Here is an 11,786-nt window from a genome sequence, read left to right on the forward strand (position 1 = left end):
ATCAACAATAAACTTAAACTAATAAAACGGAGAGCCTATGGCTTTAGAAACTTTCGGAATTTTTGGGTTAGAAGTATGTTATCTTGGCATCTTGTCTGTTGATTTAGCATAAAGAGTAACGAAGAGCTATCTTTTTGCCGCAAACCCTACTCAGCGATCGGTACTCAATTGACTGATCGCTGTTTTTGGCGAGATTTTAGATGATTACTGGTCAAATTGTTCGATCGCCGTGGCGTAGCTCTCTTCCGCTCCCGTGCCGTAACCTAGTAAGCGATGGATAAAAACTACCCGGTGCTGCCAAAGATAGACTTTCGTGTCCACAACCCCTTCATCAAGGAGAAAATAGGGTTTGTGCAGTTCGATATCTATTTCTTGTAGGGGATGACTGAAACCCACTTTCAGATCTGGTTGTTTGCTACCTTGGCCAAGAACGAGTTTTTCCCGACTAGCATTAATGTAGGCTGCCGCTTCCATAAAAGCCCATTGATCGGCAAAATCAAGAGCATAGCGGTGCAATTGGAAGGGATAACGACCTTCTGCGATTAATTCACCCTGTTTTTGTTCTTCAATTTGTTTGGTTAATTTTTGGACTGGACGTTCGAGATTTTTCGAGATTTCTTCTTCCGAGAATAAATTCATCACTTCCGCTGGCAATCGCCCCGGTTTTGCTCCTAAACTCACTTGATCGGTGATTGTTACTGGACGTAAACTGATTTTTACCTGTGCCACTTCTTGATTATCAGCCAAGATACTAGAGGGCATTTCTAATAATACTCCCCCCTTAATGCAACTGGCACGGGTGACGAGTTGAATCGTTTCGCAATCGTGAAAAGTGACATTTTTGATGTAGCGCAGATGGGCCATGGCAACTACCATACTGGTTTGATAGTTTTCCACTAACTTTTGAATACTCATCAAGTGATCGCGCAACCATCCCGCCCAACCATTTAATCCTAAGCGCAAAAGTTCTCGCTGGTGCATCTGCAAGGGAGTGAATAAAGTCGGACAGGCGGCGAGAGTAAGTTCACTGGTTCTCGGTGGAGATAAAGTGGGAGTAGTTGCGGCAACTGTACTAATCATTTTGTCGTCCTCAGCTAAAAATTTTGTGGCAATAAAATAAGACTAGGTAATTGGCTCTTCTGGTTGCTGTGTGGAAGGAAGAAGAATAGGGATAATTTTCTAAAAATATAGTCTTCAAAGGCTTGCCTAGCAAGACTCCTACCAATGATAAGCACTGATTTATCACACACACAAAGTCGAGAAGAGTCAGTAATTAGGTAGATAAACCTGCCCGACAAAACAGTTAATCTTCCCTGTTGATAGTTAAAGCTGGGAATTACTTCATATTTTTAATTAACCACCAGCAATTGCTGTTAAAATTTGCAAGCGATCATTTTCTTGAATACTCCGGTCTAATTCATTCGAGAAAAGCTGTTCCCCATTTAAAAAGAGTCGATGAACTTTGCGAACTTCGCCATTCGCATCGTAGAGAGAAGCCGTTAAAGAGGGATATTTTTCCGTGAGAGTCCGTAAAGCTTTGGAGATGGTTTCCGCTTCTAGGGAAACTTCTTTTTGGTAGTCCACAAATCGTAGGAGAGTTCCAGAAAATGCAATGTTTAAGGTGGTCATTGTGGTGTTCCTCTTGTCTTACTGATCAGGAATACAAGCTTTTTGAGATTTATTCCGTGAAAATTGATTTGCCAATTTAGACCTGAATTGGCAATTATCTTCATCTTGCGTCATGATACTGCCCTCTCCCTTATTAAGTCCATTATGTGTATATTTCTTAACAAAAAGATAGAAAACTTAAAAGAGTCCGAAACGATTGATAGGTATAGTTTTGAAAGAAGTAATCTACTGAGAGGTTAGGAAAAAAAGGGGAAATGGGCAGCACCAGAATTTTGTGGAAAACTTATCGAGCCAATGTTGTCCATTTCAACTTTTTTTAAGCTTTTTTAAGCTTTGCCTCCCCCTAAAGTACGATCATTTTTTTGACAAAACTTAACTTGACGCTGGGCATAAATGCGCTTACACTGATCGGAAAAGTTAGTCATCTGTCTTTGGGAGTAGCTACGCTGATGCTTCAGCAAAAGTTCTGCTGCTAATCAACTGATATAGTACAAATTCAAAGCCCAAAATGAGCAAAAAATTAACAGTTTCTACCATCGCTTTACTAGGCGCATTTGTCGCTACCTCCCCAGCGCAAGCGGCTCTCGTTCAAAACGTATCTCTTTTAGACTTGGTTAATAGCGGCACCGTTGCTGGTTCCACGGGAACCCTAACTAGAACGGCGACGGGAATTGCAAGTACCGTGTCCACTAGCAATTTATCCCCTGGGGCCGCCTATACCATGTGGTGGGTTATCTTCAATAACCCTGAGTTTTGCGTCGGGGGTTGTGGTGAAGACGACTTCTCCAATCCTACTGTCAATGCTTCGGTATTTTTTGCCGATGGAGAAGTAATTGGTTCAAATGGACTGGGTAATTTCTCTGCTCAAGTCGGTATCGGTCAACTGCCTAATCCTAATCAAGTGTTATTTGGTAATGGGTTATTCAATCCCTTGACAGCAGAAGTGTGGAACGTAGTTCGCGACCATGGACCAGCTAGTAGCGACCCCGCACTGTTACAAGCACAGTTAACCACCTTTAATGGTGGCTGTACCCTTACCCCAGGGGATGGTCTTTTTCCCTGTCGTGATGAGCAGTTAGCGGTTTTTTCAACCCCTGTTCCTGAACCTTCCGTTTCCGTGGGGTTAGTTGTCTTGGGAACCCTGGGAATTTTATCGAGATTCCAAAGACGCAAAAACTAAGCTGGCCTGAATTGAAATTATCTGAGGGATAATCCTTCTCTTAGTCCGTTTTTCCCCGCTTTCCGCCCATTTATTGCCATTTGCTGGTCATGTACAAAAAAATACTCTCTTTAACCCTTTTTCCTTTAGGGATTGCTTCCACTGCCTTGCTGCCAGTATCATCTGCTCAAGCGGTCACGGTGGCCAGTGATTGGATTGGTGCCGCCACTCAAGGTGTTAGAAATCAACCCCAGGGACCAACGGTAGCTTCTCGGCTCTATGGCATCCTTGGCACTGCTATGTACGATGCTTGGTCAGCCTACGAAGCTACCCCCATTAGTACCGTTCTGGGAGATACTTTACAACGTCCTACGAGCGAAAATACTCAAGCCAATAAAGAGGAAGCGATTAGTTTTGCCGCCTATCGGGTGTTAACGGAACTGCTACCCACACAAACGGCTAATTTGACTGCTCGGATGAATAGTCTCGGTTACGACCCCAACAATACCAGCACCGATACCACTACGGCAGCCGGAATCGGTAACACCATCGCCGCCACGCTGATGAATGCTCGTCGCAATGACGGTTCCAATCAGTTAAACGGTTACGTTGATACCATCGGTTACAGCACCCCCAACACTCCCACTCAAGTGGTCGATATCGAACTCTGGACTCCGGAGAGTGTTCCCATCGATTCTGGTTCACCCCTACAGAGATATCTCACCCCCCACTGGGGAACGGTGCAATCCTTCTCTTTAACCAATAATGCACAATATCGTCCCCCTGAAATCATCCCTCCTTTTCTGTCAGATCCCAACGCTTCGGCGGATTTACAGGCGGGAACAATCACCCGGGCTGATGGTACAGTGGTTCCTATTAGTGCTGCATTAGTGGGAGTAGATATCAATCCCGCTTTCATCCAGCAGGCGGTTGATGTGGTGGCATTCAGTGCCAATCTCACCGACGAACAGAAACTAATCGCCGAATTTTGGGAAGATGGACCTGGAACCCCCTTCCCTCCGGGTACATGGATGGAGTTCGGGCAAGATATCTCCCAGCGGGATAATAATACTCTCGACGAAGATGTGCAGTTATTCTTCGCCCTCGGTAACGCGGTTATGGACGCGGGGATTGCCACCTGGGAAGCGAAACTATCCTATAATTCTGCCCGTCCCGTGCGCGTGATTCGCGAGTTAGGTCGCTTGGGTTTAATCGGGACTGACAGTAACGGCGATGGAGTCTTTGAAATTAACGCTTGGGGCGGTCCCGGTTTAGGAACGATTACTATTCCCGCTACCCAATTTCTCACCTACCAGAATCCCTTTGGAGCGCCTTCGCCACCCTTTGCCGAATATACCTCTGGCCATAGTGCTTTTAGTGCCGCTGGGGCGGAAATCCTGCGTCTTTTCACTGGTAGCGATGACTTTGGTGGTTCTGTCACCTTTGCCCCCGGTACTTCAGCTTTTGAACCGGGTACCACTCCGGGTAGTCCGGTAACTCTCTTTTGGGATACTTTCTCAGAAGCGGCGGGTGAAGCTGGTATTTCCCGTCGTTATGGCGGTATTCACTTCCTCGACGGCGATATTCAAGGCAGAATTTTAGGTCGCAGGGTGGGGGGAAGTGTTTGGAACCGCTCTCAATTTTTTATCAACGGTGGCGTTACTACTCCAGAAGCGGATAATGTTCTCGCCCTCTTGACCCTAGGCGGTATTTTCTCCCTAACACGCCTGATAAAAAGCAAAATTAAATAAAAATTAGACCTTTTGCTAAATCTCCTAGAGACGTTGCCCCCAACGTCTCTATTTTACTTTCTCCCTAGTCTGCCGATCCCACAAGCCGAAAATAGGGAGATTAGCTCCGATCGCTTGTTATACTTGTCTAGGATAGAAATTACCGCTCCTCACCCCTGACTGTTAATGATTTTTACTGAATTAGTTTTGCAAAATTTCGGACCCTACGCTGGTCGTCAAGTGATTAATTTACGTCCTGAAAAAGATAATAATCCCTGTCCGATTATCCTTTTAGGAGGCATGAATGGGGGCGGTAAAACTACTTTAATGGATGCGATTCGTTTGGCTTTGTACGGTGCGCGGGCAAAGTGTTCTACTCGCAATAATTTAAGTTATGCCGAGTTTCTTAGTCAAGCAGTTAATAATCAAGCTTCCCTCATCGATCAAGCGAGAATAGAACTGGCTTTTGAACATCTAGTTAACGAACAATGGCGACAATATCGTATCGTTAGATACTGGACAAAACAGCCTAAAGATGGTAAGGATACCCTCGGTATTTTAGATGAAGATTGGCCCGATCCTGCCTTAGCTAATACTTGGGATGAATATATTGAAACTCTATTACCTTTGGGTATTTCTAACCTGTTTTTATTTGATGGGGAACAGGTAAAAGAATTGGCAGAACAGGATGTACCTCCTGACAGTGTTAAGGATTCGATGCAGACTTTATTAGGGTTAGAATTAGCGGAAAGATTAGCCGTTGATCTGGATATTTTAGCTAGTCGCAAGCGCCGGTTATTAGCAGCAGAAAATGAACTGGTAACTATTGAAGCGATCGAGAAAAAATTAGCCCAGTACCAAGAAGATTTAGAATTGGCTCGGCAAGAGATGGAAACTCAACAAAAAAATTTAGATGTGGTTAGAAATGATTTTGATGCAGTCTCGGATAAATTTCGCATTGATGGTGGCAAAATTGCCGCCGAAAGAAGTCAATTAGAGAGTAGAAAAAAGGATTTAGATAAAAAGTTAGATAAACAGAGGGAATATTTAGGTCAATTAGCGGGGGAATTATTACCATTAAAGTTAATTTTTCCTCTCCTGGAAGCGGCTAAAATTCAGGGAGAAAAAGAGCTACAATTTCAATCAGCTAAGGTCGCTCAATCGGTTTTAGAATCCAGAGATAAAAAGTTACTGGCTTATTTAAAACAACTGAATTTAACTTTAGAACAATTAGAGAATATTAGGGAGTTTTTACGGCAAGAAAATCAGTTTTTAGCTGAGGATAGCGATTCTTTGATTACTTCTTACTTAGATTTAGACGAGGAGGCGATCGAGTTATTAAACCGAGTCTTAACCCATCAATTACCGGCACAAATTAACCTCGCTCATCAAGCAATAGAACAATTAAGAAATCTGGAAGCTGACCTAGATAATTTAGAGCGAGAATTAGCAGTAGCAGCCTCTCCCGAAGAATATGAAACCCTGAGTAATAACTTAAAAACCGCTCAGAAAAAGTATCTAAATGCTCAAGGAGAATACGAGCAAAGCCACAAAAATTATGAGGAAGTAAAAAAGAAAATTGAGAAAACGAAAAAAGAATTGTTTGTTTATAGTGAGAAAGCTTTAGAATCGCAAAGTAACGAACATATCGTCAATGCTATTGTCAAAGCACAGCAAACTTTAAAAGTATTTAAAGAACGCTTAACTTTAAAAAAATTAAATAGATTAGAGGGAGAAGTGGCGGAATGTTTTCGTTATTTATTGCATAAGTCCGATCTAGTTCAGAAAATAGCGATCGATGCTGATACTTTTGGTCTATCTCTCTTTGGTCCCGATGGACAAAATGTGCCTAAACACCGTCTTTCTGCCGGAGAAAAACAACTATTAGCGATCGCTTTTTTGTGGGGATTAGCGCGAGTCTCCGGACGAGATTTACCTATCGCTATCGATACACCCCTCGGACGTTTAGATTCTTCCCATCGCCATAATTTAGTTGAACGTTATTTTCCCGCTGCTTCCTCTCAAGTCATCCTCCTTTCTACCGATACAGAAATTGGACAAAATGAGCTACTCTTATTAGAAGAACAGGAAGTAATCGCCAGAAAATACCTGCTAGAATACAATTCCCAACAACGTCAAACCACTATTCACCCAGACCGTTACTTTTGGTAAGATTATGACTGAGATAAATTCCCCAAAAATTCTCACCCGATTAACTCAACACCCACCAACCAGTCACTCCTACAAGAACTTAAAAAATAGTTTAGCGGCAGCGGATTGGTTTGAGACAGACTTGAATCAGTAATCAGTTCAGTGATCACTGATTACTGATCACTGAAAAAACTCTCCACTTCCCATTATCCTATTAAACAGGATTGAGAATGACTAACTATTTTATCATCAGTCAGAGCGAGGTAAAATTATAGATTATGGAATCACCGATCGAACGTTTTCGACTATCTCAAACCGCCAAAGATAGCCTAATAAAATTAAAACGCTACACCAAAATTGACCAATGGAATATCCTCTGTCGTTGGGCTTTTTGTCGTTCCCTTGCTGAACCGAGTCTCCCCTCTCCCGTTCCCATTCCTGCCGATAGCAATGTAGAATTATCTTGGAAAGTATTCGGGGGAGAAATGGCCGATATTTTCTTAATTGCCCTCAAACAACGTTGTCATCAAGACGGATTAGGAACCGATAAAGAAACTCTAATTCAACAATTTCGCTTACATTTACATCGCGGGATCGGTTATCTTGCTGGGGATGCCAAGCTAAAAAAAATCGATAATTTAATCGAATTAGAGAGAGAAAATCTTAGAGAATCTTAAACAATAATCATCTATCTTCCTCTCTGTGTTCTTTGTGTCTCTGTGGTTTGTACTTAATCCTTATAATGGTTCAAAATCACCTTAAAAAACCTTCGATCGGCCTAAAGTAGTGATATAGATAACTGCTTCATCGGAGGGAATTCCTAACACTTCATTAACTTGATCATCAAAAAAACCACCGATACCACTAACCCCTAATCCCAGATGAATAGCCGCTAAATTTAATCTCTGTCCCAAATGACCCGCATCTGCATGAAGATAACGATAGACTCGATCGCCGTATTTAGCCACTGCTTTTGACAGATCCGCCGTATGAAAAACCACAGCAGCCGCATCCCGTCCCAAATCCTGACCTAAACAGAGATAATGTAACTCTTGTCGGAAATTTTTAAAGCGAATTTGCCGCAATTCTTGGGCTTTAGGAGCATAATAATAACAGCCTTCCTCTAATCCGGTTACTGCCGAAACAGCGATAAAAGTTTCCAATAAATCTAGATCAAAATAATCGGGATTGGGATCGAGATTTTGGTCGGCATAATCTTGGGGTTGATAGGTAAAATGCAGCAAAGCCCGCAATTCGTCTAAACTGAGACTAGCACCACTATAAGCGCGGGTAGATCTGCGTTTAAGCATCGTACTTTCCAGATCGATTAAATCTTCCCCCCAATTGACGGGACGGGATGTCACGGAAACTTTTAGACAAAAAGGAAAATTATATTTATCTTCCCAATTAGAGGGGGTAATATTTGCTTCTATCTTCTCATCTGTAGCTATGATAGTCGCTCGGTGTAGAGAGTTTAATAATTCCCCCTCGGCAATTTTGGGATAAAGAGTCGTGGTTGCCGAAGGGAGTGCCGTGGTACTAGGGGGGAGATTTTGCCGGATATTGAGCAGATCTGCCAAAGGAATCACCGTCATGACACTTTCTTTCTCGGAATCAAGATAAAGCAATTCATTCATCTGACTATCGTTAAAACCACCGATTAAATGAGCGCGATAGTCATTAATCGAGGCTGATAGCTCAATATTGCCCAATAAATGCCCTGTATCCAGGAAAATACGCCGATAAGCTCGATCTTCGTAGCGCCAAGCGGATCGATAAAAAATGGCACTGGTAACTAAAGCGATATCGGTATTTTCTAAAACAGGATTCCAGAAACAAGCAGATTGTAGGTTCGTCCAGACATCACTTTCCCAGAATAAAAGCAGCGAGTGACTTTGACCTTGATAACTGTAGAGACCGGCGGGTAAAAATTCCGTGCCACGGGAGATCAGATAGACCTCGGCGGGGTATAATCCACCAGCAGAGGGTGCGGAACGCAGGTACAAGGGACTACCCATAGTGGCGATTTTGGCAGTTAAACCATAGCTACAGCCCAAAATTCGCGATATACGTCGCCAAAAGTCTCCTTTTTGGGGAACTGTTTGACGGGAGAGGTAGGGTTTGAGATCGAAAGTCTGACCGATTTTGTATTCTTTGAAGGGATAGGGTTGTTGACTCCAATCAAGACCTTTACTTTTTGAAGCGATCGTCTGGGGGTCGTATTTGGTCCGCTCGTGGTAGTATTGGGCGATCGAGATTGGCTGATCTGGCATGATAAAGATAGGCTGTCTAAGCTTTACTTTTTAGTTTGACATACTCCCACCTCTATTTAGAAAACGGATTTATGAAAGAAACCCGTTTTCTAAAATAAAATTATGACGACACCTAGCTTCACCATTCCCCAATCTGACCCTCCCCTTTCCCCCCGGCAATCCTTGCCGACGATGTACGATTTACCTAGCGACAATCCACTGGAACCCGGTTTGCCTGACGAATTTCACCTATTACAACCTCAGTTATTACTGCTGACTTTCCAGCCTCCCAACTGGGAACCAGACCTAGTTTTTAGCGCCGCTGACCTTAACCTTTACTACAATGTCAGACACCCTCAATGGTACAAGCGTCCCGATTGGTTTGGGGTGGTTGGTGTTCCTCGTCTCTACGATGGCCATGACCTGCGCTTAAGCTATGTGATTTGGCAGGAAGGGGTTTCCCCGACGATTGTGGTGGAATTATTGTCTCCAGGTACGGAAAATCAAGATTTAGGACAAGAACTACGCCAACCCGGGGAACCGCCAACTAAGTGGACAGTTTATGAACAGATTCTGCGGATTCCCTACTATGTGGTTTTCAGTCGCTATACTAACCAACTTCAAGCGTTTGAACTGGTAGGTGGTTATTACCAACCCGTAGCTTTAGTGCAGGGACGCTTACCGATTCCTCCACTGGAATTGAGCTTGGGTTTGTGGCAAGGTTCCTATCGGGGGATTGAGCGGCTATGGTTGCGCTGGTTGACGCTGGAGGGAGAGTTGATTCCTCTTGCCGATGAGGAGTTAATTGCGGCTAAACAAGAGGCTTCTGCGGCTAAACAAGAGGCTTCTGCGGCTAAACAAGAGGCTTCTGCGGCTAAACAACGAGCAGAACAACTAGCGGCACGATTGCGGGAATTAGGGATAGATCCTGAAACCTGAAGGCTCGAAAACCTCCCAAAAAAGAGAGAGGAAACCCGCGCCTCCTCTCTCCGGGACATGATTTTCTCGCTTTGCGGACAGCACCCCCTAGCATTAAACCCCCTAGTGTGATACAACCAAGAACACTCGTAGGTTCGGGGACACCCACAGCAGAAGAAGCGACGGTCAACAAATGCCGAGAGATTTTTTGAGATTATTCATACATCGAATAATTTGCTCTACGAATAAAGTTATGTGTAGATTTTAGAAGCAATTTGATTGAAGTCAAGATAAAACTAGAGGATTTTACTCTATCATTACTTATTTTAATTTTCGATGTACCTACACCCTACTAGACTAAGCTAAACGGCTTTTACTTCGGATCACCGATATAGACTCCAAAAGGGTTATGGCTATTGGATCATGCAGGTTAAGCGCCGTTTAGCTTACTGGTCTGTCAAGTTTGGAAATTGACGGATACAATTTAGTTAATTTGATCTGAGCATCGACCGTAATAAAATCTATGGAAATTATCGCTGTTTTACTGGGAGTTTTCGGTTTAGGGACAGGTGCGGGTTTATTAGTCATCCGTAACTATTACCACATCTGTCAACCGAGTGAAGTCTTAATTTTTGCCGGTAGTCGTCGTCCCACGGCCACGGGCAAAACCATCGGTTATCGTTTGGTAAAAGGGGGCAGCAGTATTCGTTTACCGATGCTAGAACAAGTGTATCGAATGGACTTGACCAACATGATCATCGATCTCAGGGTGGTTAATGCCTATTCTAAGGGCGGTGTGCCGTTGATCGTCACTGGGGTGGCGAATATTAAAATCGCCGGGGAAGAACCGATTATTCATAATGCGATCGAGCGTTTATTGGGCAAGAAACGCAAGGAAATTGAACAATTGGCTAAAGAAACCCTCGAAGGCAATTTGCGCGGTGTCTTGGCGAATTTAACCCCAGAACAAGCGAACTCCGATCAGATTGCTTTCGCTAAAAGTCTCCTAGAAGAAGCGGAACAGGATCTGGAAAAATTGGGTTTAGTTTTGGATAGTTTGCAGATCCAGAATATTTCCGATGAGGTGCGTTATCTGGATTCGATCGGACGGAAGCAAAAAGCCGAATTACAGAGAGATGCCCGGATAGCCGAAGCAAAAGCCCGAAAAACATCGATTATCAAGGATTCCGAGAATCTACGCCTAACCGCTTTGCGTCGTATCCAAAAAGATTTAGAAATAGCCAAAGCTGACGCAGAAAAACGGGTGCGCGACACTCAAACTAAGCGCGGAGCCATGATTGCTGAGGTAGAATCGGTGGTTATGTCCGATTTAGCTAAAGTACAGGCAGAAGTGGCGGTACAAACTGCCCGAATTAAGCAGGTGAAACAGCAATTACAAGCAGATGTGATCGCCCCGGCTGCAGCGGAATGTCAACAAGCGATCGCAAAAGCCCGGGGGGAAGCAGCCAAAATTATCGAACAGGGGAAAGCGCAAGCGGAAGGAACCAAAAAACTGGCGGCCTCTTGGCAAGGAGCGGGAAATAACGCTAAAAACATCTTTTTATACCAAAAATTGGAGTTATTGCTCAAATTAATGGCCGCCAGTGTGCCAGAAGTGCAGGTGCAAACGGTGACGGTAGTGGACGGGGGTGATGGTAATCTTGTCCCGAAAATGACTGCCTTTGCTGAACAATTGCGTCAAGCTACCGGAGTGGATCTGGTACAAATGGCTAATCGCATAGCACAAACCGAGCCATCTGTCAAGGGAAAAGAGACAAATTTTGATTTTAAACAATTGCCCTCCTGAATCAGTGATCGGGAGTCAGGAGACAGGAGACAGGAGTCAGGAGACAGGAGTCAGGAGACAGGAGTCAGGAGTCAGGAGACAGGAGACAGGAGTCAGGAGATTATTTTTATTTATTCTCCCCACACCCCACACCCCACACC

11 protein-coding genes and 1 pseudogene are annotated in these 11,786 nt (G+C 43.9%); 8 read left to right on the forward strand and 4 right to left on the reverse strand.

Features of this window, described 5'->3' with window-relative positions; genetic code table 11:
* A partial coding sequence (locus tag IQ234_RS17125) for a transposase (RefSeq protein ID WP_193957962.1) occupies positions 1 to 102 on the forward strand: 102 nt, incomplete at its 5' end.
* 102 nt (positions 103 to 204) lie between these two features.
* On the opposite strand, the gene IQ234_RS17130 is transcribed toward IQ234_RS17125, so the two are convergent.
* Together IQ234_RS17130 and IQ234_RS17135 are read right to left on the reverse strand one after the other, a co-directional pair.
* Positions 205 to 1,080, reverse strand: coding sequence for a hypothetical protein (locus tag IQ234_RS17130; protein ID WP_193957963.1), 876 nt, complete (start codon positions 1,078 to 1,080; stop codon positions 205 to 207).
* 273 nt (positions 1,081 to 1,353) lie between these two features.
* Complete coding sequence (locus IQ234_RS17135) at positions 1,354 to 1,629, reverse strand: MoaD/ThiS family protein (protein ID WP_002740056.1); 276 nt, start codon at positions 1,627 to 1,629, stop codon at positions 1,354 to 1,356.
* Positions 1,630 to 2,137: 508 nt separating this feature from the next.
* Here IQ234_RS17135 and IQ234_RS17140 point away from each other — a divergent pair.
* The 5 genes from IQ234_RS17140 (at position 2,138) to dndE (ending at position 7,346) form a co-directional block, all read left to right on the forward strand.
* The gene (locus tag IQ234_RS17140) at positions 2,138 to 2,809 is read left to right on the forward strand and encodes a hypothetical protein (protein ID WP_193957964.1); all 672 of its coding nucleotides are present in this window, start codon (positions 2,138 to 2,140) and stop codon (positions 2,807 to 2,809) included.
* 89 nt (positions 2,810 to 2,898) lie between these two features.
* Positions 2,899 to 4,539, forward strand: coding sequence for a vanadium-dependent haloperoxidase (locus tag IQ234_RS17145; protein WP_193957965.1), 1,641 nt, complete (start codon positions 2,899 to 2,901; stop codon positions 4,537 to 4,539).
* Positions 4,540 to 4,704: 165 nt separating this feature from the next.
* A complete protein-coding gene (gene dndD, locus IQ234_RS17150) occupies positions 4,705 to 6,690 on the forward strand; it encodes a DNA sulfur modification protein DndD (protein WP_193957966.1) in 1,986 nt (661 codons plus the stop codon).
* 4 nt (positions 6,691 to 6,694) lie between these two features.
* Entirely contained in the window at positions 6,695 to 6,823 is a 129-nt protein-coding gene (locus IQ234_RS21650) for a hypothetical protein (RefSeq protein WP_265578485.1), read from the forward strand.
* Positions 6,824 to 6,947: 124 nt separating this feature from the next.
* A complete protein-coding gene (gene dndE / locus IQ234_RS17155) occupies positions 6,948 to 7,346 on the forward strand; it encodes a DNA sulfur modification protein DndE (protein WP_193957967.1) in 399 nt (132 codons plus the stop codon).
* Positions 7,347 to 7,427: 81 nt separating this feature from the next.
* Here the strand turns inward: dndE and IQ234_RS17160 are convergent, their stop codons facing one another.
* Positions 7,428 to 8,942 (reverse strand): SagB/ThcOx family dehydrogenase, encoded by a 1,515-nt coding sequence (locus tag IQ234_RS17160; protein ID WP_193957968.1) that lies wholly within the window; start codon positions 8,940 to 8,942, stop codon positions 7,428 to 7,430.
* 102 nt (positions 8,943 to 9,044) lie between these two features.
* Between IQ234_RS17160 and IQ234_RS17165 the strand changes: the two genes are divergently transcribed.
* Positions 9,045 to 9,860: a Uma2 family endonuclease gene (locus tag IQ234_RS17165; protein WP_002766025.1), complete on the forward strand. Its 816-nt coding sequence runs from the start codon at positions 9,045 to 9,047 to the stop codon at positions 9,858 to 9,860.
* 61 nt (positions 9,861 to 9,921) lie between these two features.
* On the opposite strand, the pseudogene IQ234_RS21330 reads toward IQ234_RS17165, so the two are convergent.
* Positions 9,922 to 10,008 (reverse strand): annotated as a pseudogene (locus IQ234_RS21330) (PEP-CTERM sorting domain-containing protein); the annotation flags it as partial.
* A 354-nt stretch (positions 10,009 to 10,362) separates the two neighbouring features.
* On the opposite strand from IQ234_RS21330, the gene IQ234_RS17170 reads away from it, so the two are divergent.
* On the forward strand, positions 10,363 to 11,646 hold the full coding sequence (locus tag IQ234_RS17170; protein WP_193957969.1) for a flotillin family protein: 1,284 nt from the start codon (positions 10,363 to 10,365) through the stop codon (positions 11,644 to 11,646).
* The last annotated feature ends 140 nt before the right edge of the window (positions 11,647 to 11,786 follow it).

It is taken from the genome of Microcystis aeruginosa LEGE 91341 (assembly GCF_015206885.1).
Classification (GTDB): Bacteria; Cyanobacteriota; Cyanobacteriia; order Cyanobacteriales; family Microcystaceae; genus Microcystis; species Microcystis aeruginosa_H.

What these genes read in the sequence shown, in the direction of transcription:
- IQ234_RS17130 (WP_193957963.1), bottom strand. Translation starts at nt 1,080, where the DNA reads ATGATTAGTACAGTTGCCGCAACTACTCCCACTTTATCTCCACCGAGA.
- IQ234_RS17135 (WP_002740056.1), bottom strand. Translation starts at nt 1,629, where the DNA reads ATGACCACCTTAAACATTGCATTTTCTGGAACTCTCCTACGATTTGTG.
- IQ234_RS17140 (WP_193957964.1), top strand. Translation starts at nt 2,138, where the DNA reads ATGAGCAAAAAATTAACAGTTTCTACCATCGCTTTACTAGGCGCATTT.
- IQ234_RS17145 (WP_193957965.1), top strand. Translation starts at nt 2,899, where the DNA reads ATGTACAAAAAAATACTCTCTTTAACCCTTTTTCCTTTAGGGATTGCT.
- dndD (WP_193957966.1), top strand. Translation starts at nt 4,705, where the DNA reads ATGATTTTTACTGAATTAGTTTTGCAAAATTTCGGACCCTACGCTGGT.
- IQ234_RS21650 (WP_265578485.1), top strand. Translation starts at nt 6,695, where the DNA reads ATGACTGAGATAAATTCCCCAAAAATTCTCACCCGATTAACTCAACAC.
- dndE (WP_193957967.1), top strand. Translation starts at nt 6,948, where the DNA reads ATGGAATCACCGATCGAACGTTTTCGACTATCTCAAACCGCCAAAGAT.
- IQ234_RS17160 (WP_193957968.1), bottom strand. Translation starts at nt 8,942, where the DNA reads ATGCCAGATCAGCCAATCTCGATCGCCCAATACTACCACGAGCGGACC.
- IQ234_RS17165 (WP_002766025.1), top strand. Translation starts at nt 9,045, where the DNA reads ATGACGACACCTAGCTTCACCATTCCCCAATCTGACCCTCCCCTTTCC.
- IQ234_RS17170 (WP_193957969.1), top strand. Translation starts at nt 10,363, where the DNA reads ATGGAAATTATCGCTGTTTTACTGGGAGTTTTCGGTTTAGGGACAGGT.